Origin of the sequence: Actinokineospora iranica, assembly GCF_900101685.1 — a bacterium.
Taxonomy (GTDB): domain Bacteria; phylum Actinomycetota; class Actinomycetes; order Mycobacteriales; family Pseudonocardiaceae; genus Actinokineospora; species Actinokineospora iranica.
The window spans coordinates 520,496-541,432 of record NZ_FMZZ01000001.1 but is presented as its reverse complement, the minus strand read 5'-3'; the positions used below and the strand labels follow the sequence as shown (position 1 = coordinate 541,432).

Here is a 20,937-nt window from a genome sequence, read left to right as displayed (position 1 = left end):
CTCCCGCTCGCTGCTCACCCCGCCCACTCTAGGCCGGGCGCGCCGAGCGCGCGTGCGACCACCGGCCCGTCGGGCAGGGACCAAAGTCCTCAGCACGGGCGCGGTGTCCAGGCGAGCAGGTCGAAGACCTCGCGCAGGGGGCGGCGCGGGGTCACGGGCAGTGGCGGCGCGTCGGGCGCGGGCGTGCCCACCCGCAGGATCATCTGGGGCACGAGGTCGTCGAGGACGGTGGTGCGCAGCAGTTCGCGGGTGGCGGGGACCTCCAGCGCCTGGGTGATCGGGCAGGTGGCCAGCCGCAGGCCGGTGGCGGTGAGAAGCAGGGCGCTGGTGGCCTCGCCCGCCCGCAGCCGCGCGAGCGGGTCGTCCGCCGCCGTGCCCAGGACGAGCAGGGTGCCCGCGCCGTCCTTCGCGGCGCCGGAGAGCGACGGTGGCTGTTCCAGCTCAGGGGCGGAGAAGCGCCGGGTGATCAGGTCGCCGTAGCGGACCTGCCGGGGGGTGTGGCCTGCGGGCACACCGTCGGTGGACCCGGCGGGCCTGCCGGTCCACAGGGCCAGTTCGGTGGCGTATTCCGGGCGGGCGCGCTGGGCGCGGTCGGCGTCGGCGATCAGGGCCAGCAGCCTGCCGCGCGGTCCGGGGTCGGTGACCGCCCGGGTCACGGCGCCCTCGGCCGCGGCCGCCGCGCGCAGCACGGCGATGTGGCTGGTGGGCAGCGGCCCGGGGGTGTAGGCGCGGCGGTCGCTGCGCCTGCGGGTGATGGCCGCGGCGCGCACGATGTCGTCGTGGTCGGGTTCGCTCGGGGCGAGGTCGACCGTGGCGAGGTGGGTGGGGTCGCGGTCGGGCAGGTAGCGCACGGTGGGCGCCCAGCCGAACGCGGTGAACGCCACCCGCAGGTGGTGCAGGGCGATCCCGCAGCTGAGCATCAGGTCGCGGCCGTCGGGGTCGGTGGCGGGCAGCGCGCGGGCGGGGTCGGCGAACAGGTGCACCGACCCGCCGCCGATCCGCCACCGCCAGGGTTGGGTGTTGTGCACCGAGGGCGCGCACACGGCCAGCCGCAACGCGGCCAGCACCGTGTCCCGGTCCGGGAATCCCCCCGTCACTTCTTCGGGAACGTCGAACATCACGCACTTCCTCACTGCTTCCACACTTGCCGCTTCGCTCTGTCGCCTTACCAGCTTCCGTCGGCCACCAGGGCCGGTCACAGAGCGGAAGGTCCCGCAGAGCAGGGTCTCCGAAAGGGACCGGGTCCTTCGCCTTGTCAGCTCGGGCGGCGCGGGGCGAAGCCGGGCAGATAGGCCGTGACCTCATCGACCGGCCTGCGCGGGCTCGGCGGCAGCGGCTCGGCCGAGGTCGGCGCGTAGCCGACCCGCAGCACCAACTGCGGCACGCCCTGCCCGCCGAGAACCCGTTCCTGGATCAGCGCGCGGCTTTCCGGCACCTCCAGCGGCTGCGACAGCGGGCAGGTCGCCAGCCGCAGGCCGGTGGCCGCGAGCAGGATCGCGCTGGCCGCCTGGCCCGCGCGCAGCCGGGAGACGACGCTGTCGTCGGCGGTGGCCAGCACGAGCAGTTGGGCGGCGTCGGTTTCACCGGTCGGCGCGACCGTGAGTGTGCCGCCGGGGAACTCGCGCATCCGGATGCCGTCGTGCGTGACCGGCCAGCGGGGTGTGTCCGCCGCGGGCACGCCCTCGTGGCTTCCCCTGCCGCGCCCGGCCCACACCGCGAGTTCGGCGCGGTACGCCGGGTCGTCTTCCTGGGCGATCGCCGCCATGGCGATGGCCTGGGCCAGCCGGTGCCGGTCGAACGGGTCGGTCACCGGCACCGCCACCACGTCGTGGGCCGCGGCGTGCTCGACGAGCAGGTCGATGTGCCCGTCGGGAACCGGCCAGGACGAGTACCGCCGCCGGTCGGTGCGCCTACGGGTGACCGCCGCCGCCAGCGCCACCTCATCGTCGTCCGGGGTGTGCCGGTGTGGCTCGACCGCGGCCAAGTGGTCGGGGTCGGCGGGGTTGGGCGCCAGGACCGTTTCCGTGTCCCAGCCCAGGGCGGCGAAGGCCACCCGCAGGTGGTGCAGCGCGGCGCCGCAGCTGACCAGCAGGTCGCGGCCGTCCGGGTCGGTCGCCGGGACCTGCCGAGTCCAGTCGGCCATCAGGTGGACCGAGCGGTCCCCGAGCAGCCACCGCCACGGCTGCGTGTTGTGCACCGACGGAGCCCGGCAGGCCAGGCCCACCGCGTCGAGAACGGTCTGGTGGTCAGGATGTGAGCGGCCCATGACAGCCTTCCTTTCGATCGCGTCACCCCAGGCTGCCCCCAGCGGCCAAGACCGCGGCAGAGTCCAAGGAACGCGCCGGACAGGACCGAGGACCCCACGGCAGATGGCGTGTGCCGCGTCCGCCCAGGCTTTCGGTCCGGTCCACGGTGATGGTCACCCGGGCCGCCAGGCGCGAATCTCGTCCCAGTCGGGGAGCGGCGGGTCAGGACCCGGTGGCCATGGCTGGTCGAGCCTGCCCCCGAACACCGTCGGCCACGGCGCGCCCACCCGGGCCGCAACCACCCGCCGCGGGTGCCGCCCTGCCCAGCCGCTCTCGAAGAGTCAGACAGCGCGCCGCACCAGGTCCGCGGTCCAGTCGTGGACGAACCGCTTCGCCTTCGGCCGCCGCCGCGCGGCGGACCGGGCTGCGCCCCCGGAGGCCGTCGCCGTGCGGCTCGCGGGGATTGACTCAGGCGTGCAGGGTGGGCCGGTAGATGAGCTCTTGGATGTGACCGTCGAGCGTCCGGCTCTCGATCAGCTCGAGGTCGAAGTCCGCCGCATCCTTGAAGACCGGCTCCACCCCGGTGAGACCGGTGATCACGGGGAAGATTGTCAGCTGGACGCGATCGACCAGACCAGCGGCCATCAGCGCCCGGTTCATCGACAGGCTGCCGTGCGAGCGCAGCGGCACATCGGATTCCTCCTTGAGCCGGGCGACGACGTCGAGGGCGTCACCGCTCACCAGAGTGGCGTCCGGCCAGTCAAGGGGTCCTTCGAGCGTCGTCGACACCACTGTTGTCGGCATGTTCCTCATCTGCGTGTTCACCGGGTCGAGTTCCTTCAGTTCCCCGGTGCGCGGGCCCAGCATCTGCACGAACTGCCGAAAGGTGTTGGCCCCGAGGACCATCCGCTGCTTCTCGCGGTACAAAGCGAGGCGGTGGTCGAGAAACTCGGGACCTTGCTTGCCCCAGTAGCCGCCCCAGTCCCCGTCGCTGTTGTAGGAGGCGTAGCCGTCGAGGCTGGAGAAGACGTCGAAGGTGTAGGTAGCGGTCATGGTGCTCCTCGAAGGCGGAAGACAGGGCCAGCGATCGGCCGACCTATCCGACGAACGCTCTCGGTGCCGATCACCACGGCCACAAAATAGCCTGGAGGCGCACCCGCCCCTGCCGCCCGGGCTTGACCACGGGCACGACGGTCGCGGCGGGTCGGTGAGCCCACCAGAAGATCGAGTCCCACATCGAGGCGCGCCAGCACATCAGGCCGAACCGGCCGACACCACGGCTGGCGGCGCGGAGCCCGGTGATCAGGGGTTGGGCCGGTCGCGCGGTGGCTGGACGGCAAGCTGCACTTGGCGTGCGAGCAGGGCCGCAAACCGCTGTCGTTCCACCGCCGCGGCAAAGGTCGCGGCGGCGGGCGTCCACCGGTCTTCGACCGCGACGCCTGCGAGCAGCGCCACGCGGTGGAATGCGGCATCGACCAGCTCACACAACACCGAGCCGTCGCCACCCGATACGACAAGCTCGCCGTGCGCTACACCGCCACCATCCACAACGCCGCCATCCACATCGCCGCCATCACCATCTGGCTACGACAACTTTGAGACACGGCCCTAGGAGATCCGATGCGGCCACCCTTGGCCGAGCTGTTCCGCACGCCTGGGAGTGTGGACTGTCCCGAGGTAAGTGACTTCCGGTCACAGCGCTGAGGCGCGGCCTAGGACGATCGCGGCCCGGACGGCGGTTTCGGTGATGTCGCGGACGCGGCCGCCGTTTTCGACGGTGCTGGCGATCAGTTCGCGCAGGCCGCCGAGCAGGATTATCGCCATCTCGCGGGATGGGGGGTCGCCGTGGGCGGCGCGCCATTCGTCGGTGTCGGCGAGCGTGCGGACCATGGTGATGAACGCTTCCATGGTGTCGTGCTGCAGTTGGCGGGCCACGTCGCCGAGTGTGGGCACGTCGCGGATCCAGCTCACGATCAGTTCCGGTTCGCTCTCCACCCGGGTGATCCAGGCTTCGATGGCCTGCCGCACCTGGTGTTCCCAGGGCCGGGTCGGGTCGACGGCGGCCACGATCTGCCCGATGGTCTGGGCGGTGCTGTCCGCGACCAGTGCGAGCAGGCAGGCTTCGCGGCTGGCGAAGTGCTCGTAGAACGTGCGCCGGGACGTGCGGGCGCGGCGCACGATGTCGGCGACGGTCGTGTTGCGGTAGCCGACCGCCGCGATGGACTCGGCCAGCCCGTCGAGCAGGCGCCTGCGGAACGCGCTCGCCTCGCCGGACGAGGCGGGTTCGGCCTGCCCACGCCGCGTCGCTGTCACGGCCACCACCATATACCGGCCGGGGCGCGAGATCATTGCGCCGCTTGGTATGTCGGCGTACCATCCGGCGGTACATCGACGTACCAAAGGCGAGAAGGGTAACTGCTCAATGGCGACGACGACGCTTCCGCCCGGACCATCCGTCCCCAATCTCATCCAGGGCATGGCCGTGATGGCGGGCGGGCGCCGCACGATGCGCCGCCTGCGCGACCGCTACGGCGACGCGTTCACCCTCTGGATGCCGATCCTCGGCCCCACGGTGGTCGTCAGCGCACCGGCCGAGGTCCGGCAGCTTTTCCAGACACCCGCTGACGTCGCGGACTACCACGACGTGATGAATCTCGGACGCGTGCTCGGCCCCGGCTCGCTGTTCGCCCTTTCCGGCGCCGAGCACCGCGCGCAGCGCAAGCTGCTGGTCCCGCCGTTTCACGGCAGGCGGCTGCGCGCGTACGAGGCGATCGTCGAGGAGGAAACCCTCCGCGAACTGGCGTCCTGGCCGGAAAACGTCGCGTTCGCGTCCCAGCCGTCGATGATGCGGATCACCCTCAACATCATCCTGCGGGCGGTGTTCGGCGCGGACGGGGCCGAGTTCGCCCACCTGCGCGAACTGCTGCCGCGGGCGGTGACCTTGGGGTCCCGGCTGGCGCTGCTGCCCAGGCCCTCGGTCAACCTGGGCCGGTGGTCGCCCTGGGCGCGGTTGGACGCGTTGCGCTGCGAGTACGGCGAGATCATCGACCGGATGATCACCCGAGCCGAGGCCGACCAGCGGCTGGACGAGCGCGACGACGTGCTCGCGCTGCTGGTGCGGAGCCGCTACGAGGACGGCTCGGCCATGACGCGCGGCGACATCGCCGACGAGCTGATCACCATGCTGGCCGCGGGCCACGAGACGACCGCGACGACCCTGGCCTGGGTCGTCGAGCGGCTGCGTCGCCATCCCACCGTGCTGCGCGACCTGGTGGACGAGGTCGACGCGGGCGGCAGCACGCTGCGGGAGGCAACCCTGCTGGAGGTGCTGCGGACCCGGCCGGTGATCACGCAGACGCTGCGCCAGGTGAAGGCCGACAGCATGACGCTGGGGCGGTGGACGGTGCCCAAGGGGCACTCGGTGTTCGCCAGCATCGCGCTCATCCACGAGGACGACGCCGTCTTCCCGGACGCCCACCGCTTCGACCCCACCCGCTTCGTCGGCACGAAACCCGATCTGTACCAATGGGTTCCGTTCGGCGGCGGCCATCGGCGGTGCATCGGCGCCGCGTTCGCCACCATGGAGATGAACATCGTGCTGCGCACCATCTTGCGCGAGGTGACCCTGGTGCCGACCGCCGATCGAGACGAGCGCTGGCAGTTCCGCGGCATCGCGTACGCGCCGGGCCGGGGCGGGCGGGCGGTCGTGCGCAGGCGGACCGGCAGGCAGGCGCCTCAGTCGGTCGCGGCGACCGGAGGCCGGGCATGACCGAGCAGATCACCGATGTCGGGCCGGGCATCGCGCTGTGTTGGGAACGGATCGGCGACCCTGGAGCCGACCCGCTGCTGCTCGTCGCCGGGCTGGGCCAGCGACTGCACGCGTGGCCGACCGGCTTCCGCGCGGGATTGGCCGACCGCGGCTACCAGGTGATCCGGTTCGACAACCGCGACGTGGGCCGGTCGACCCACGCGGCATTCCCGCCGCCTTGGCCCGCCGCCACCTGGCCAGGCGCTGGTCGCCGGGGTAATACGACCTGACCGACATGGCGGGTGACACCGTGGGCCTGATCGACGCGCTCGGCTTCGCCGACGTCCACCTGGTCGGCGTGTCCATGGGCGGCATGATCGCGCAGACCGTCGCCGCGCTGACTCCGGCGCGAGTGCGGACGCTGACGTCGATCATGTCGACCACCGGGGCCCGCCGGGTCGGCAGGCCCGCCTGGTCGGCTTTGCGGCGCATGGGCGGTCGGCCACCGGCGACCCGGCAGGCTCACGCCGATCGGTTGGTGGGGATGTACCGGCACATCGGCTCGCACGGGTTCCCGGCGGTCCGCGCCTGCGCCGAACTGGCCTGGGAACGCGATCCCTCGGGCCAGGGGGTGGCCCGCCAGCTCGCCGCGATCGTCAAGTCCGGTGACCGGACCGCACGACTGGCCGCGATCGCCGCGCCGACCTTGGTGATCCACGGCGACCGCGACCGGATGGTCAACCCGACCGGTGGTGGCGCCACCGCCCGCGCGAATCCCGGCTCCTCATCGACCGCCACGTCCGCGGAGCCCACTCAGTCAAGGAGCGACGATGCCCCAACCGTCCCGTGAGATCGGCGGCAGGCCGGTCGTGGTCACCGGCGCCGCGTCCGGCATCGGCCGCGGCTTGGCCCAGCGCCTGTCGAAGTCGGGCTCGCCGGTGGCGATCGCCGACATCGACCGGTCGGCCTGAAGGAGACCGCCGAATCGTTGCGAGGCCCGGTGCTCACGCGGGTCCTCGACGTCCGCGACGCCGACGACCAACTCCGGTTCGCCGCCGAAGTCCGCGACTGGCTGCCCGCGCCGCTGGCCGCGGTCTTCAACAACGCGGGCGTCGCGGTCGCCTCGACCGTGCTCAACGCCGTGCCGGAGGACGACCAGTGGCTGTGGGACATCAACTTCCACGGCGTGGTCAACGGCACCCGCGCGTTCCTGCCGATCCTCGCCGCCCAGGGCAGCGGCGCGATCGTCAACACCTCCAGCGTGTTCGGCCTGGTCGGTATGCCTTACCAGAGTGCCTACTGCGCCGCGAAATTCGCCGTCCGCGGCTTCACCGACGCGCTGCGGCAGGAACTACGCGGCACCGGTGTCCGCGCCATCACCGTCCACCCCGGCGGCATCACCACCAACATCGTCCGCAACGCTCGTATGCGCGAAGACCCCGAGGGCCTCGGCCGGACCAGGGAACAGATGGCCGCCCAATTCGAGGCGGTCACGCTGACCTCGCCGGACAAAGCCGCGCGAATCATCGTGGCGGGCGTCGAACGCGGCAAGGCCCGCATTCTCGTCGGCCCGGACGCGTATCTGTTCGACGCGCTCTCCCGGATTTCCCCCACGCATTACTACGCCGTGCTTGGCCTGCTGCGGAATCGGTTGCGCGACCGCGCCGGGAAGGTGAACTGATGACCACGACCGAGCACGTCGACGTCCTGATCGTCGGGGCCGGGCTGTCCGGCATCGGCGCGGCGCGCCATATCCAGGAGGCGTTTCCCCGCCGTAGCTACACGATCCTGGAGGCCCGTGCGGCGATCGGCGGCACCTGGGACCTGTTCCGCTACCCGGGCATCCGGTCCGACTCGGACATGAACACCCTCGGCTACCGGTTCCGGCCGTGGACGAATCCGAAGTCGATCGCCGACGGGCCGTCCATCCTGCGGTACGTGCGCGACACCGCCGCCGAGGAAGGCATCGACCGGCACATCCGCTGCGGCCACCGGGTGATCCGCGCCGAATGGTCCACTCAGGACGCCCGATGGACGGTGGACGCCGTCCACGACGGCGTTCCGGTCACTTTCACCTGCCACTTCAAACAAACCAAAACCCCCACCAAGGACGGCAAGCCGGCCCCCGCCTACCTCAACCAGGAACCGTTCACCACGATCGTCGCGATCAACAAAACGGGCAACCAAGCCGACGACTGGGTGCAACGCGCCGTCAACGACATTCGTCGCGGACCATGGAGCCTGGTCGTCCTGCACGATCTGCCGACCGGAGCCATGCGCCACCTGCCGGAACAATGGGCGGATCGCGGTCAGCCGTTGCTCGGTGCGACCAGGGTTGTCAGCAGGCGGGGGAGCACCTGCGTGAGGTAGCGGTTGTCGGCCGTGTTGGGTAGTTCGTCGAGGATCGCCTGTTCGAGCATGGTCTCGTGCAGCCTGACGATCGTGACCACGCCGTGTGTGGTTCGACGGTCGGCCGCATGTCCAGCCTGGCGAGCATGTCGTTCAGGATCTCGGCGAGCGTGCCGTGAAAACGGCGCTCGGCGGCCTACTTGAAGGCATACTTCTCCACTGCGGTCTCTCTGGTTAGTGCGCCTTGGTGTGGGTCGACCCGAGTATGCCGAGCGCCGCCCACGCGCGTGGTGGACCGGCGGAAATGGGTAGTCTGCCCTTTCCTGGCGCGGGCACGGCTGCCATAGTCGGCGCGTGCCGGATGTGCGGGGATCGTTGACGCGGCAGTCGCTGCTGGTGGCTGGGGTGTGTCTGGTCGCGGACTCGGCGCTGTATCTGGCCCTGCGCGCCTCCGTCGACTGGGGCTGGCAGGGGTGGGCGCTGCACGGCGCGATCGTGCTGGCGGATCTGGCGCTGGTCGCGTCGGTGCGCCACAGCGGCGCGGTCGCGATCGGCCAGGCCACGCTGGGGCTGCTGGAGGCCCTGCTCTGGGCGCATGGCGCCGGGACGCGGGTGGCGGGCAGTTTCGGGTTCGCCGTGGCGACCTACCAGGCGGGCGCGTGGCTGCGGGGCAGGTGGGCGGTCGCGGTGTTCGCCACGCTGATTCTCGGCGAGCTGGGCAGGCACCTGGTCGCCGGGGACTGGGTGGTCCACCGGTGGCCCGCGTTGCTGGGGCTCGCGCTGGGTCTGGTGGTGCTGCCGTGGCTGGTCGGCCGGGCCACCACGACCAGGCAGACGTACCTGGCGGGCCTGGCGGCCGAGGCGGAGCTGGCCCGGCGGGACGAGCGCGCGGCGGTGCGGCGGGCGGTCGCCGAGGAGCGCGGCGCGGTGGCCCGCGACCTGCACGACGTGATCTCGCACTACGTCAGCGCCATCGCCATGCACGCCGGGGTGGCCAGGATGAGCCTGAACGGCACCGGCCCGACGCAGGCGGGGCAGTCGCTGAGCGAGGTCGAGTCGGCCAGCCGCGCGGCGATGGTGGAGTTGCGCCGGATGCTCGACCTGCTGCACGGTCAGGACATCGACGACTCGCAGCGCCAGCCGGGCCTGCACGGCATCGGGGACCTGGTGGACCGGGTCCGCGCGGCCGGGGTCGCCGCCCGCCTGACCCTGCGGGGCACACCGCCGCGGTTGCCGGAATCGCTGGACGTCGCGCTGTACCGAATCGCGCAAGCGAACCCGCATTTAGTTACTGTCTCGTGACCTGGGGATTCTCGCCCGAACCGCTCCCGGCCGCGTCGAGCGGGGAGCGGTTCGCGGCTGCTTGCGGCCCGGACACACGAGCGACGGGCTAGAGATCCGCCATGCTGTATAGCTCGGGAATGACGGTCGTTCGGTGAGGCGTGGTGAACCACTCTTGGCTGACGTGCACACCCATCACGTCTCCCAACAGGGCCAGGTACGGCGCTCGGGTCTCGTCCTGCGACCAGTCAACACGGTTGACCCACTCCGGCACGATCCCATCCCCGTCGCCGCCGAGCGAGACCGACAGCGCGTCGAACTGGGCTTCGATCTTGTGGCCGACCACGTAAAGGATGTAGTCGCCCCCCGTGGAACTCCACTTGACGCTGATGAACCGCCCGGATTCCCCGGTCACCTTCCGGGCGATCCGGGAATCACTTCCGTGAAACCCGTTGTTTTCGACAGCCACAACGAACTGGCCAGTCGTGAAGGTCTGCACATGGAACGGCTGACCGTCGTCAAACGAGTTGAAGGACTCGTCAAACGTCGCTATCTCCGATGTTTCAGGGGTGCCACCGTATGCGCGGATAACGTCATCCTCGGCAGTCCCGGCGACAATCGCCAGTGTGATAGCCGAGTACCGTTCATCGTTGATCCACTGGTAGGTCGCAGTGTCAAGCATGGTCATCCTTCGTATGGCCCGGTCGCTATGGACGCTGGATTTATGATGACGACCAGGTACTTATCGCCGTCAACCATCTTGTGTTTCTGATAGAATGAGCTGATCGTGCCGCCTTGTATGTTCTGCTCTCCGGTCGGGACTTCTTCGATCCGCGAACCCGTCCCGCCTTCTTCGGTTGATTTGAAGGGGAACTCGTCGCACGACCCAGCCTTTTTCGGGTCGTCGGACCGGATGGTTCGGGCGAACCTTCCGCATCCCGAAGCGCGGTAGTTCTGACGCTCCTTGTAGGACGCCTTCGTAAGCGCGGCCGTTTCCGGCCTGGATTCCCAGGCGAGTGTGATATTTCGGGCTATATAGGGCATCTTTGCCGCATCTATAGGTAGAACCTTGTCGTCGCCACAACGCTTATCGGCGGCAAGTTGTACCGCCGTGCAGGACTTCACTCGGCCGTGGAACTCAGGTGGCACCGCTACGCCTTGCGGTTCGCCGCCAGGGCTGGCGAAAATGTCCCCGATCTTGCTTCCAAGATCGGTCTCCGTCACGACGAAATACCCGCCGACCACTAGTAGGATTGGTAAGAGTATTCCGCCCTTGGTGCGCGTGGACATCCAGTACCCCCTCGCAGACTCTGGCTAGCCGACTATGTTCTTGACGACGGACGGGCCGGGAAAGTCGGCCGGTATGGCGTCCATCAGTACATGGTCCACGATTTCGCCGAACCAGTGACCAGAGTTGCGCCGCCGACCTATGACCTTGAATCCTGCTTTTTCGTATGCGCGGATTCCTGCGAAATTCGATGCGACTACGGACAAGTAGACGTTCCGTAGCGCTGTGACGTGAAAGCCGTAATCGAGAGTCAACCGGGTTGCTTCCGTGCCGATTCCTTTTCCGCGCCCTTCCTCGCCAATGAGGATGATGAACTCGCCGGTTCGGGTGCGGTTGTCCACAATAAGCTGACTCATGCCGACGGGGATTGGCTCGGAACCGGTCGTATCGTAGATCGTGAAATACGGGCTCCCGTCGCGTGACTGAGCATCGAACACACCCGCCCTGGTTTGTACGGTTTCGGCGTACTGCTGGCCGAATCCGAGCAAGGAACGGGGGTCGGTCTCCCAACGCCAGTAAAGGGGCACAAGATCGCGTAGGAACGGACCTAGGGCCGCTTTCTCGCCGCGTAGCCATAGGGTCGGCTCGCGGTCTGCGCTGGTGTCCGGGGTTGCGTCGCTAATTTTGACCATCTCCTGTGAGTTGTGCCGGGATAGTGCGTAGTGCGGTGTATCGGTGAGTTGATTCCGGTTCGGCTACGGGCTGGTCGTCAGTCTCTACCCATGCGTGTAGGCATATCGGATCAGCCGCCACACCGTGACACCAGGTCACCCGTTGGCGGGATACGGCGAGCATGAGCGCCACGGCGGCCGATTCTTCTAGGCAGGCGACCCGGCCCGGTGTCAACAGGCCGACTCGGCGGACCGCGTGGACGGCACGGCGTGCCTGATCGGTGCTGGCACAGGTGACCGTGCGTCGGGTGGCCCGGCTGAGTAGGTGCGTGATTCGGGCCATGCGGAACCGTGCGGGGCCGATGTGTTCAACGGCCAGGACGACGGCCAAGGCCAGCGCTGCCAGCGGTAGGGCGCGGTACGGCACGGACGGGATCGGGGTCCGTCCGGCGTTGACGGTCTGCGTTCCCCAACTCGGCGTGAGCGGCCGACCGGCCACGGGAGCGGGCCAGGGCCGGGGCCGGTCAGCCGCCGTCAGTAGACCCGCCCCGTGGAGCTGCCCGAGCAACGCCCGCGCGGACGCCCGGTCCATCGTCGTTGGGGTGTCGGGTTCGCCGGTCGTCGCCAGCTCGACCCACCATCGCGCGGCTTGACCGGTTAGCACCTTGACCGCCCCCGTCCGGTAGTCCAACAGCACTGTTGCCGGGCCTAGGTCGCACGCTGCGACGTGATCCGGCGCGCGGACGTATCGCGGAGTCACGCGGCCTCCCGAATGCTCTTGGCAGCTTCCCACGGCACGGCCGGGGCCGTGTCGATCGCCCGTAGCCAGACCTCAGCCGAGATGGCCGTTTCAAGCGCTCCGTACGCGGCCGGGACGCCGGCCGCCGCAAGCGGGATGATGCGCCGCAACACGGCCGGACTTGCTAGCCGTAGTTCGGCCAACCGTCCGTCTGCCATGTCCGTAACGGCGGCCAGGTTGGCGCGCAACCCTTGGTAGTAGTCCGGGGTCATGTCCCCTTTGGACACACGCCGTTTCAACGGTTCCGGGAACAGATCATCGAACGCGGCCCGCATGAGCGGCTTGTACTCGGCCGGGCCGCGTCGGTCGGCCAGCGGCACCGACAAACAGACGTCGATCAGCCGGGAGTCTAGAAACGGGTTGTGCAACGGAACGCCGGACCAGGCGGCCAACTCCACGTCCGCGCGGGCCGTGCGGCCCGTGGTCGCCATGACGGACGCCATGTGTTGTGTCGTGAAGTCCGGCCAATCGTCCCCGTCCGTCGAGCGGCCCGCGTTGATCGCCGACGACGCCAAGGCGGCCACCCGTTCCCGGAGTCCGTCCGTGGCCCACGACGGCGGGGACGCGGCCGGAAACCATGCCACGTCGCCGATAGCCGCCTGGCTGCCAAACTCGGCCAGGGATGTCAACACGGTGTCCAGCGCGTCCGTCCGCGTGGTGCGTGCGGTCCGCACGGCCGCGCCGAGCAACGGGAACACGGACCGCCGGGCCAGTCGCGCCCAACGCATCACGTCGGCCAGCGCCCGGCCGTATCGGCGGGTACGCACAAGATCAGCCAGGAACAGCGCCGGGGTACAGATCAAGGCGTCCCCGCCGTCGCCGGTCATGTGGCAGTCTGACGCGCGCCGCTCTCGCAACCATTCAAGCTGCGCACGGAACGAGGCGTAGCCGAGCGCGGACGGTGCCGGTTCGTCGGTGACCGGCACCCGGTCCAGTTCACCGAACGGCCGATGTTCGGCACCCAGCGGTAGCCATTGGTGGTCAATGCCCGGCATTCGACCCGCTAGGCGCGCATACGAGGCGTCACCCCCGGTCGTGATGCCGTCAGGGTGCAGGGTCACGCCGGTTACCGCGCGGCCGGGGTGCAACCGTTCGGCGGCCAACAGGACAAGGCTTGTCGAGTCGTACCCGCCGGACAGGTCGGCCGTAGGTGACTCGGCCACGTCCACCCGGAGAGCTACGGCCGCCGTCAGTTCGTGCCGTAGCCGGGCCACGTGGTCGGCGTGCCGGGGCCGGGGCCACCACACCCGTTGAGCGTCAACGGTTCCGTTGGCCGACACCGACACCCGGTGACCGGCTGGCAGGGCGGCAACGTTGGTGAAGGCGGATCGTCCGTCCACCAACGGAGACACGCCCCGTGCCGCCAACCATGCTGCCAACCAGTCCGGGTCAATGTGGTTGCCGGTCAACCCGGCCAGCGCGCGGGAACTGGACGACCAGTACACCCCGCCGTCCACGGTCAGCGTGTAGATCGGGCAGGCCCCGCCCACGTCGGTCCATATCGTCGTTCGGCCGTCGTCGTCGGCCGCCACGACGGTGTAACTGCCGGGCCAACGCCACGCCACGTCATCGGGCACCCCGTGAACCGCCAGCCGTGCCAGTTCGTCAGACGTCATGCCGCACGGGCCGAGCACGGCAAGAGAACGGCGACCGGTGCGTTTGGTGCGTACCTCGTGCGTAGGCCACCCCCCATGCAACCAACCGCCGCCCGGAACCGTTGGCCACAGATTCCGAACGCCGACCGGTACCCGTGGCGGCCCGGTCTTCCCGCTGAATCCTCCGAACCACAACACCCGTTCGTCTCCCTCGTATGAGAGCGGGCAACGGTGCCCGCCCCTGTGTGCGAGGCGGGCACCGTTGCGTCAGCTTCGGTCAGTTGTAGATGTGTCGCTTGGCTTCCTGCGTGGACCTTCCGCTGCCGAGGGTCAGCGCCGCCATGTCGCCCAGGTCCACGAGTTGACCCGAGCCCACCATTTCGGCCGATTCCATGTCAGGCACTATTACCTACCCTTCTCGATTTCGCGGCCGTAGCCGCCTGTACTTCCACACCCCAACGATGCCGAGTGTCGGGGCGAGTCTGCGGGTTCAACGTCAAGCCGGTTCATTTCCGCTCATTGCCTGTCCCACCGTCGGACGCCGAGATAGGGACGTACGCGGGGCACAAAGCGCGCTGTCTGCTCCGGGTCATCGTCTCGGATACGAGGTATTCGCGTGGTGGGGTAGTCATCCTCCGTGCGCGAAGGGGGTTGGGCGGGACGGTTAGCCGGATCATCGGCGTTTCCCTGTCGAACCTTGTCACGGATTTGCTGAACACTGAGCTTGCCAGACGGGACGTCCGAACGGGTGCGGCGTGTCTTGATTTCGGTTACGTCGTTTTGAAGTTCCAACCATTTGGCTCGCTTCTCCCGATGCCGCCGAATCCACAAGATCAGCCCGAGGATTCCGGCCACGACGAACAGGACACCAGCGCTACCCACCACTGACAATTGTAGCCACATCGGGTCATGGGTCGTCATTGGTTGGCCGTGTCGTGCTCATATGCCGCATCCCTAGCTAGCGGGCGGACGAGTTAATCCGGTCCCGACACGCCACGGCCAAAGCCTCATAAAGCACGGCGACGTCAGGCAGTCGCCAATTTACGGATTCAGGCGTGGACCACCACCGAACATTCACGCCGTTACCGGTCCGGGTCGGCGGGGCCGCTACCCACTTGCCGGGCGCAATGTTGGCCACTTCGCCAGGCGCAATGTCGAGGTCGTCAAACTGGATCGGCCCCGGCTGGAGGAGAAAATACGCCCGACCTTCGTCCGGCCGGTACATGACCGGCCCGGCGTTGTCGAGAAACGCCGTCGTTGCGAGCACATCTTGCGCCAGCTCGAATGCGACCGATACGAGGTTGAAAGCCTCACCGGTTAGCAACAGGACGGACGGCGCAAGGCGTGTGTCTGCGCTCCACCACCGAGTAACCGTGGCAACGTCCGCGCTGGCGAGGTTTCGCGCCACCCACGGACGCAAGCCGTTCGTGACTTTGAGCGTCGCCGGTACCACATAGCGACGACCATTCCACGTCGAGCCGGGCAGTACTGGCCATCCGTGCGCCGCGTACAGAACGGCGGCCTTCTCCTGCTCACTCAGCCTCTCCGTGGTCTGCTCGTTCAACCCGTGGTTTTCAACCGCCGTCGCGCTCATGGTGAGGCCCTTTCGCTCGGTCATGGGTGGCTGGTGACCAGCCCCAAGGGGAACGACACGTAAGAAACCGTGTCGGGGCTGGTCACCAGCCCGGCCTAAGACCGAGCGTCGGGGGATCTCGCGTCGGTATCAGGCCCTCAGCCGCACCACTGCGACTAGAACCAATCTCCTACAAACGCGAACGGATAGGCGAGAGGTGAACGATATAGCCAATCGGGATGACTTCACCGATAGGCACCGCATGATCAGAAGGCGCTATATGCTCGGCGTATCAGGCAGAGCGAAGCTCGGTGATGCGCTCGGCAAGCTCGCGCGCTTCTCCGCTACTCGGATGAAGGTTTGTGGCCTGCCGTACCCACGTGAGGCGATCCATGAGCCGAGTCGACCGCACGCTGTCGAGTCGCGGAAGAACGTCGGAAGCGGCACGAATCCCCTCCGTGACGTTGCCCGCGCGGAGGTTGTTTGCCGCTATCGCGATGAGGTCGGATGCGCGGGACCGGGCGTCCGACTCGTCGCGCATCTCGAAAGAACGGGAAGCGTGCTGTATTCCGAGGTCGGCAAATGACCTGTCATGGCCTGATAGTGCCGTGTAGGCCATACCGGAAATACCTTCAATCTCGGCGACACCCATAAAGTTTAGCCAAGTAGGGATGTCTTGTCCGTTGTCGCGCGATAGTTCGCCGGACGCATGTGCAAGCAAACTCTTAGTCTGCTCCGCATTGCCCATCTCCGCGTGAGCCCAAGCGGACACGGCAAGGTTCAAAGCCACAGCCCGATGAGAGTTGGCGTCCTGTGCCGACATTTGCCCGAGTTGAAAAATCTTCAGGGCGTTTTCTGGCTCCTTCTGGTGGAGATAAACCCGCCCCATTTGAAACAACACCTTTGAGGCTAGCGCGTGCTCTTTGCTCTCTTTGGCAAGAACGAGCGCGTTTGCAAAGTGGCGATTTGCCTGCTCATGCGCTCCCAGGTCAAAAGATACCCAGCCTGCTAGTGAGTGCATATCCGCAAGCGCAATGCGCAAGCGGTTTCGTACGTCATCGGCGGCCGGGGATTCCAGCATTCCCGTCGCCCATTCAAGGTGGCCGACCACGGCTGATTTGACAGCGCCCCCGCCGAATTGGTCGTCTTGCGCACGGAAGAACTGGACTGTCGTTTCAAGGTTGCTCACGTCGGCGTGCCCGATCCGGCCGGGCATCGGGGTTGCCTGGTGAAGAACCCGGATGCTGTCCAGCTCCGCGCCACTGAGACCCACTACGGCCGCCTTGGCGACCAGGCCGATAAAGCCCCTGCGTTCCACGTCGGATTCTCCTTCCGTCGGTCCCGCACAGGAAGCCACACGAGGGCTGTCGTACGCCAGTCCCATGAGCCCACGGGGGACGCCGAGTCCGTCAGCGATCCGGGACAGCACCTCGTACGCCATCACCTGACGGCCCCGCATGATCTCCGAGACTTCCGGTTGCGACTGTCCGGTGAGTGCCGCTATCCGCCGTTGGGAGACGCCATGCCGCTTGAGCTGCCGATATACGGTCCCGATGTCGCGGACGCGCAGCGCCGCGCGGGTCTCCGGTTCCTGCCACACCGAAGGATCAATGATCATTCGGGGGTCGTCCCCGGCCGTGTTCATGTGGGCTCCTTCACGCGCGATTGCTGCTCACGGTAGCCGATAGGGAACCCGGTGTGGCGACTATCAGGCGGGGGTGATAGGCGAAGCAGATCACCTAGGCATGTCGGTTTCACCGCATGGCCCCACTTGGCCGCTGGCGAATAGTCCATTTGGGGTGACCGTCAGCTACGGTACGTGTTCGGTTGTGCCGACCCGAGAGGGGCGAGCACTGGAGTCCCGCACCAGGCAGGTCAATAGATTTGTGACTCAGATCACATAACTATTGACTTGTGTTCTGTCGGTTCGGGCGTACCTTGGATGGTCCTAGATGGGTCGCTGGGTCGTGCTCCACTGCTGGAAGGGAGGTCTTCCGGGGCGCGGCGTGGTTGTTCATGTGGGCTCCGCTGGTTGTGTACCGGCTCGTGAAGGTTCCCGAAAGGGCCACGAGTGCCTGTGTCCCGGCGGTGCGCGGTACGACAGGGCACAACGCGCGATGCGTGCGAGTAGGGCGCATCGCAGACCGAGGTTGGGCGTGTGGCTCCGGCAGTGGGCTGGGCAGCGCTGGGTTGCCTCTTGGCGTGTGCCGTGGGCGGCTGTTGATCCCTTTCAGGTCGGCGTTGTCCGGCCGGATTCCCCTTGTGTTCTCCAACCGAATAGCGCACCGGGTGATGTGCGCCGACAGGTGACCTGTCGTCCGGTGAAACCACTACCAGATTTTTGCCGGTCAGGTCGGGTTTCGATGATGTTTGGTTTCCGATGGCGTGGTCATGGTGAGGCGGTCCCGTCTCGCCAGGATGAAAGGTGTCCTGATGACGGCTGTTGACGTGTGGGACGGCACCGATGGTGCCGATGATGGCGGGGAGATCGAGGATTTCACGCGGATTCCCTACCCGGATGCGTGGAACCGCGACCCCGAGGACGGCACGGACGGCACGTCCGGGTTGGAGGTGGACGGCGACGGGTTCGCGCGGGAGCTGCTGGACGCGGCGAACGCCTGGTATCGGGTGGTGGAGCTGCTGATCGATCAGGGTTTCGCGCCGGAGGACTGCGAGGCCGAGGTGGTGCGGCGGTGCGCGAAGGTGTCACGCGGTCAGCGCGCGCTGATGCGTGGGATAGCGCAAGAGGAAGCCGAGTACGGGCAGTTGGCGGCCGACGAGTCGGCGTGTGATTTTCCGTGGGGTCGGTTGTGCCCGGAACACGGTAAGACCCTGCGGGAAGGTCGCCGGGGCTGCTATTGCGCGTATGAGGGTTGCGAGCGGCGGTGGCCGGTCGGGTATTCGCGCGGTCATTGTGACCAACCGGCGGCCGTGCTTGTGGTGAGCGCGTTCAAGAACGGTGAATGGCGGTTGTGTGCCGAGCATCGGCGTTTGCACCCCGCCGGCCGGACCCCGCGCACGTTCCAGGCTTCCGCGCTCATGGTGGCCGGGCCGCCGGACGCGGCGTCCCCGGCGGTCGAGTCGGACAGCGACCGGCGCGACGGCTGATCAGCCCTGACCGGTGCCCGGCCCCGGCCCGGTGTGTCCGGGGCCGGGCACCGACCCAACCACGGCAAGGAGTTTCGACCATGAGCAACTACGCGGGCAGTGATGTTCGGCGGGACGCGGCGATGCCGCGCGGGTTCGCCCCGGAGGACGGTATGCCGGACGAGATCCGGCGTACGGAACGGTTGCGTGGCCGGGAAGTCGGCTACCGGCTGGCCGAGTCGCTGATCATCCACGGTGCCCCGGCTGAGGTGGCCGCGCTGCTGATCGCGGTCCCGCACGACGAACCCGACGCGGAGCGGAAGTGGGCCGTTCGTGTGGAGGATGCCGAACTGTGCGGCGACCGGCGGCGGTGCTCGATGCCGGTTCGCGGGTGCCGTCACCACGGTGACACGGTGGCGTGGCGGTACGGGGAATGGGTGTGCCGGGTGCCGAAGTGCCGGGGCCGGGTGGCCCGGCGGCTACAGCGTCGGCACTGCGACCTGTTGACCGTGGCGGTGATCGACTACCCGTCCGGCCATCAGCGGCGGGTGTGTGCCGGTCACCTGGCATCCGAACAGGCGGTGTGGGCTGAGGCCCCGGCGGAAACGCCCACCATCCGCGTGACGCCAGTGCCGACCGGCCCGGCCGCCGAGGCGGATACGGCCAGCACGGCCGGGGCCGCCGAGGTGCCGGGGCCGTCCCGGCTGACCGTGGTGGACGGCGGCCGGTGAGCACGCCGACGTTCGAGCCGTGGCGGTCAGCGGTCGGTGCCGGGTGGCGTCGATGGGTTCAGCGCGCGTCGGCGGCCGTGGTCGCCGGGGTGGCCGCGTACGCCTCCTACGACCATCAGGAGCTGTTCGCCCGCACGCACGGCGCGGATGGTGTCGCGGCTGCCGTGTGGCCGTTGTCGGTGGACGGGCTGGTGGTGCTGGCGTGCGTGGCGTTGCTGGACCCGGCGGTGGGCCGGGCGCGGCCGTGGTTGCGGTTGGTCGTGCGGGCCGCGTTCGTCGCCGGGGTCGGTATGTCGATGCTGGCCAACATCGCGGCGGGCACCACGGCCGGGGCGGGTGGCCGGTGGGACTGGGCCGGGGTCGCCGTGTCCGGGTGGCCGCCGGTCGCGCTGCTGCTGGCCGTGGAAATCCTCATGCACTCGCTGACCCGAGACGTCCCGGCCGAGACGAACGCCACGGCCGAGACGACACCCGGTGAGACCGAGACCGCGCCGAATGGTCCCGTTGCTCTCGTCTCGGTCGACGGGCCGCCGGTCGCGGCCGGGCGTGCGCGGGGCGACTCGGCGCGCGTCATGTGGGCGCACTACCAGGCCGCGCGCGCGGCCGGCCGCACCCCGACCGGCGCGGAACTGGACCGGATCGCGGGCACCCGTGACTACGGCCGCGCCGTGCTCGCGCGGTGGCGTCGAACCGGCCGCATCCCCGCCGATGCCCCGGCCGTCACGGCGACTGTCCCGGTTGACGACGAGACGACCACCTCAGATGTTTCGTCTCTTGTGGACGTTCGCAGTGCGGAGGGTGGGGGTGATTCCCAAGCCGCCGCCTGATCCCGGCGTGATTGTCACGCTTGCCTGACACCCGTCCCGCGAGACAAGAGCGGGACAACCCGAGACCTTCCGGGACGTCCCGAGCTGATCGTCTCTCGTGGACTTCGCGTGCCCGCTGGAAGGGCCTGTCTCGTGATTCGCGCCGCGCTGATCCCTGTCGGATCGCCGTCACACTGAAGGATTTCCCATTGTATCACAACAACGTTAGCATGGCCGCGGTGGCTCCGCGGGGCGCTCCCGGTGCGCCGGGCTCGTCCTGTTCGGACGTTCACGGCGTGGCCGCCTACCTGTGCGACCCGAGCGGGCCGTTCGGGTTCCTGTCGGCGGTGTCGTTCACGCTGTGGCGGTGGCTGCAAGTCTGGTGGCCGCTGCTGACGGTGGCCGCCGCGCTCGCCCTGGCCGCCGGGGCGCTGCTGGCCCGCGCGGTGCGCCTGGCCCGACGCAACGCGGCCGATGCCGCCCGGTGGGTGGAGATCACTCCGCCCGCGTCGCTGCCGCGCGATGGTGCCCCGGCCTGGTGGCGGTCACTGGCCGGGATGCTGCACCGCACCGCCCGGCGCGGCATCGACCCGCGTCACCTCGCGGTGGAGTTCGTCGCGGACGCGGACGGGGTGCGCGCCGGGGTGTGGGTGCCGCCTGAGTTGCCGGTACGACGGGTGGCCGAACTGGTCGGCCACGTCTGGCCCGGCGCGCGGGCACAGGTCACCGACCCTCCCCGCTGGACTGACACGGCCGGACCGGGCCGGGTCAGCGCGGCCGAGGTCTACCCGGCGGGTGGGCAGTGGGTGCCGCTGGCCGAACC

Annotated in this window: 22 protein-coding genes and 1 pseudogene; 11 read left to right on the top strand and 12 right to left on the bottom strand. The window is 68.6% G+C overall.

Features of this window, described 5'->3' with window-relative positions; genetic code table 11:
- Positions 1-89 precede the first annotated feature (89 nt).
- The 3 genes from BLS56_RS02515 to BLS56_RS02505 all read right to left on the bottom strand — a co-directional run bounded on the left by BLS56_RS02515 (position 90) and on the right by BLS56_RS02505 (position 3,299).
- Positions 90-1,118 carry an Acg family FMN-binding oxidoreductase gene (locus tag BLS56_RS02515; RefSeq protein ID WP_091447770.1) on the bottom strand — a complete coding sequence of 343 codons (1,029 nt, stop codon included), beginning with the start codon at positions 1,116-1,118 and terminating at the stop codon, positions 90-92.
- Between the two features lie 137 nt (positions 1,119-1,255).
- Positions 1,256-2,266, bottom strand: coding sequence for an Acg family FMN-binding oxidoreductase (locus BLS56_RS02510; RefSeq protein ID WP_091447766.1), 1,011 nt, complete (start codon positions 2,264-2,266; stop codon positions 1,256-1,258).
- Between the two features lie 448 nt (positions 2,267-2,714).
- On the bottom strand, positions 2,715-3,299 hold the full coding sequence (locus BLS56_RS02505) for a dihydrofolate reductase family protein (protein WP_091447764.1): 585 nt from the start codon (positions 3,297-3,299) through the stop codon (positions 2,715-2,717).
- Positions 3,300-3,593: 294 nt separating this feature from the next.
- On the opposite strand from BLS56_RS02505, the gene BLS56_RS02500 reads away from it, so the two are divergent.
- Positions 3,594-3,845, top strand: a complete 252-nt coding sequence (locus BLS56_RS02500; protein WP_228771293.1) for a hypothetical protein — start codon at positions 3,594-3,596, stop codon at positions 3,843-3,845.
- 93 nt (positions 3,846-3,938) lie between these two features.
- On the opposite strand, the gene BLS56_RS02495 is transcribed toward BLS56_RS02500, so the two are convergent.
- The gene (locus tag BLS56_RS02495; RefSeq protein WP_228771292.1) at positions 3,939-4,559 is read right to left on the bottom strand and encodes a TetR/AcrR family transcriptional regulator; all 621 of its coding nucleotides are present in this window, start codon (positions 4,557-4,559) and stop codon (positions 3,939-3,941) included.
- A 49-nt stretch (positions 4,560-4,608) separates the two neighbouring features.
- Here BLS56_RS02495 and BLS56_RS02490 point away from each other — a divergent pair, with 49 nt between their 5' ends.
- From BLS56_RS02490 to BLS56_RS02470, 7 genes and pseudogenes are all read left to right on the top strand, one after another.
- Positions 4,609-6,015 carry a cytochrome P450 gene (locus BLS56_RS02490; RefSeq protein WP_324187489.1) on the top strand — a complete coding sequence of 469 codons (1,407 nt, stop codon included), beginning with the start codon at positions 4,609-4,611 and terminating at the stop codon, positions 6,013-6,015.
- Positions 6,012-6,284 (top strand): alpha/beta fold hydrolase, encoded by a 273-nt coding sequence (locus tag BLS56_RS32015; RefSeq protein ID WP_228771290.1) that lies wholly within the window; start codon positions 6,012-6,014, stop codon positions 6,282-6,284. The genes BLS56_RS02490 and BLS56_RS32015 overlap by 4 nt, the downstream gene beginning before the upstream one ends.
- A 5-nt stretch (positions 6,285-6,289) precedes the next feature.
- Positions 6,290-6,844 carry an alpha/beta fold hydrolase gene (locus BLS56_RS02485; protein ID WP_228771289.1) on the top strand — a complete coding sequence of 185 codons (555 nt, stop codon included), beginning with the start codon at positions 6,290-6,292 and terminating at the stop codon, positions 6,842-6,844.
- Positions 6,825-6,965, top strand: coding sequence for an SDR family NAD(P)-dependent oxidoreductase (locus BLS56_RS32010; RefSeq protein ID WP_228771288.1), 141 nt, complete (start codon positions 6,825-6,827; stop codon positions 6,963-6,965). Before BLS56_RS02485 ends, BLS56_RS32010 begins: the two co-directional genes overlap by 20 nt.
- Positions 6,966-6,994: 29 nt before the next feature.
- Entirely contained in the window at positions 6,995-7,675 is a 681-nt protein-coding gene (locus BLS56_RS02480) for an SDR family NAD(P)-dependent oxidoreductase (RefSeq protein ID WP_228771287.1), read from the top strand.
- Positions 7,675-8,079: pseudogene (locus tag BLS56_RS02475) on the top strand (NAD(P)-binding protein); the annotation flags it as partial. The gene BLS56_RS02480 and the pseudogene BLS56_RS02475, both read left to right, overlap by 1 nt.
- Positions 8,080-8,697: 618 nt before the next feature.
- Positions 8,698-9,645, top strand: coding sequence for a sensor histidine kinase (locus BLS56_RS02470; RefSeq protein WP_091447755.1), 948 nt, complete (start codon positions 8,698-8,700; stop codon positions 9,643-9,645).
- Between the two features lie 88 nt (positions 9,646-9,733).
- On the opposite strand, the gene BLS56_RS02465 is transcribed toward BLS56_RS02470, so the two are convergent.
- The 8 genes from BLS56_RS02465 to BLS56_RS02435 all read right to left on the bottom strand — a co-directional run bounded on the left by BLS56_RS02465 (position 9,734) and on the right by BLS56_RS02435 (position 17,135).
- On the bottom strand, positions 9,734-10,306 hold the full coding sequence (locus tag BLS56_RS02465) for a DUF6461 domain-containing protein (RefSeq protein WP_091447750.1): 573 nt from the start codon (positions 10,304-10,306) through the stop codon (positions 9,734-9,736).
- A gap of 2 nt (positions 10,307-10,308) precedes the next feature.
- A complete protein-coding gene (locus tag BLS56_RS02460; protein WP_091447748.1) occupies positions 10,309-10,914 on the bottom strand; it encodes a NucA/NucB deoxyribonuclease domain-containing protein in 606 nt (201 codons plus the stop codon).
- 24 nt (positions 10,915-10,938) lie between these two features.
- Complete coding sequence (locus tag BLS56_RS02455) at positions 10,939-11,544, bottom strand: GNAT family N-acetyltransferase (protein ID WP_091447745.1); 606 nt, start codon at positions 11,542-11,544, stop codon at positions 10,939-10,941.
- Positions 11,531-12,115, bottom strand: a complete 585-nt coding sequence (locus tag BLS56_RS02450; protein ID WP_228771379.1) for a lasso peptide biosynthesis B2 protein — start codon at positions 12,113-12,115, stop codon at positions 11,531-11,533. Before BLS56_RS02450 ends, BLS56_RS02455 begins: the two co-directional genes overlap by 14 nt.
- Positions 12,116-12,279: 164 nt before the next feature.
- Positions 12,280-14,115, bottom strand: a complete 1,836-nt coding sequence (locus tag BLS56_RS02445) for an albusnodin/ikarugamycin family macrolactam cyclase (RefSeq protein WP_091447741.1) — start codon at positions 14,113-14,115, stop codon at positions 12,280-12,282.
- A 79-nt stretch (positions 14,116-14,194) separates the two neighbouring features.
- Positions 14,195-14,311, bottom strand: coding sequence for an albusnodin family lasso peptide (locus BLS56_RS30335; RefSeq protein ID WP_139190466.1), 117 nt, complete (start codon positions 14,309-14,311; stop codon positions 14,195-14,197).
- Positions 14,312-14,875: 564 nt separating this feature from the next.
- The gene (locus BLS56_RS02440; RefSeq protein WP_091447739.1) at positions 14,876-15,535 is read right to left on the bottom strand and encodes a bifunctional DNA primase/polymerase; all 660 of its coding nucleotides are present in this window, start codon (positions 15,533-15,535) and stop codon (positions 14,876-14,878) included.
- 247 nt (positions 15,536-15,782) lie between these two features.
- Positions 15,783-17,135, bottom strand: a complete 1,353-nt coding sequence (locus BLS56_RS02435) for a helix-turn-helix domain-containing protein (protein ID WP_091447737.1) — start codon at positions 17,133-17,135, stop codon at positions 15,783-15,785.
- Between the two features lie 788 nt (positions 17,136-17,923).
- Between BLS56_RS02435 and BLS56_RS02430 the strand changes: the two genes are divergently transcribed.
- The 3 genes from BLS56_RS02430 to BLS56_RS02420 all read left to right on the top strand — a co-directional run bounded on the left by BLS56_RS02430 (position 17,924) and on the right by BLS56_RS02420 (position 20,135).
- Entirely contained in the window at positions 17,924-18,598 is a 675-nt protein-coding gene (locus tag BLS56_RS02430) for a hypothetical protein (RefSeq protein WP_139190465.1), read from the top strand.
- A gap of 80 nt (positions 18,599-18,678) precedes the next feature.
- Positions 18,679-19,308 (top strand): hypothetical protein, encoded by a 630-nt coding sequence (locus BLS56_RS02425; RefSeq protein ID WP_091447732.1) that lies wholly within the window; start codon positions 18,679-18,681, stop codon positions 19,306-19,308.
- Positions 19,305-20,135, top strand: coding sequence for a DUF2637 domain-containing protein (locus tag BLS56_RS02420; RefSeq protein ID WP_091447730.1), 831 nt, complete (start codon positions 19,305-19,307; stop codon positions 20,133-20,135). The genes BLS56_RS02425 and BLS56_RS02420 overlap by 4 nt, the downstream gene beginning before the upstream one ends.
- The last annotated feature ends 802 nt before the right edge of the window (positions 20,136-20,937 follow it).

Bases quoted from the DNA above. Each gene is read 5' to 3' on its own strand.
- BLS56_RS02455 (WP_091447745.1), bottom strand. From the start codon at position 11,544: ATGGTCAAAATTAGCGACGCAACCCCGGACACCAGCGCAGACCGCGAG.
- BLS56_RS02465 (WP_091447750.1), bottom strand. From the start codon at position 10,306: ATGCTTGACACTGCGACCTACCAGTGGATCAACGATGAACGGTACTCG.
- BLS56_RS02460 (WP_091447748.1), bottom strand. From the start codon at position 10,914: ATGTCCACGCGCACCAAGGGCGGAATACTCTTACCAATCCTACTAGTG.
- BLS56_RS02485 (WP_228771289.1), top strand. From the start codon at position 6,290: ATGGCGGGTGACACCGTGGGCCTGATCGACGCGCTCGGCTTCGCCGAC.
- BLS56_RS32010 (WP_228771288.1), top strand. From the start codon at position 6,825: ATGCCCCAACCGTCCCGTGAGATCGGCGGCAGGCCGGTCGTGGTCACC.
- BLS56_RS02515 (WP_091447770.1), bottom strand. From the start codon at position 1,118: ATGTTCGACGTTCCCGAAGAAGTGACGGGGGGATTCCCGGACCGGGAC.
- BLS56_RS02425 (WP_091447732.1), top strand. From the start codon at position 18,679: ATGAGCAACTACGCGGGCAGTGATGTTCGGCGGGACGCGGCGATGCCG.
- BLS56_RS32015 (WP_228771290.1), top strand. From the start codon at position 6,012: ATGACCGAGCAGATCACCGATGTCGGGCCGGGCATCGCGCTGTGTTGG.
- BLS56_RS30335 (WP_139190466.1), bottom strand. From the start codon at position 14,311: ATGGAATCGGCCGAAATGGTGGGCTCGGGTCAACTCGTGGACCTGGGC.
- BLS56_RS02450 (WP_228771379.1), bottom strand. From the start codon at position 12,115: ATGGACCGGGCGTCCGCGCGGGCGTTGCTCGGGCAGCTCCACGGGGCG.
- BLS56_RS02490 (WP_324187489.1), top strand. From the start codon at position 4,609: ATGTCGGCGTACCATCCGGCGGTACATCGACGTACCAAAGGCGAGAAG.
- BLS56_RS02430 (WP_139190465.1), top strand. From the start codon at position 17,924: ATGACGGCTGTTGACGTGTGGGACGGCACCGATGGTGCCGATGATGGC.
- BLS56_RS02440 (WP_091447739.1), bottom strand. From the start codon at position 15,535: ATGACCGAGCGAAAGGGCCTCACCATGAGCGCGACGGCGGTTGAAAAC.
- BLS56_RS02505 (WP_091447764.1), bottom strand. From the start codon at position 3,299: ATGACCGCTACCTACACCTTCGACGTCTTCTCCAGCCTCGACGGCTAC.
- BLS56_RS02435 (WP_091447737.1), bottom strand. From the start codon at position 17,135: ATGAACACGGCCGGGGACGACCCCCGAATGATCATTGATCCTTCGGTG.
- BLS56_RS02510 (WP_091447766.1), bottom strand. From the start codon at position 2,266: ATGGGCCGCTCACATCCTGACCACCAGACCGTTCTCGACGCGGTGGGC.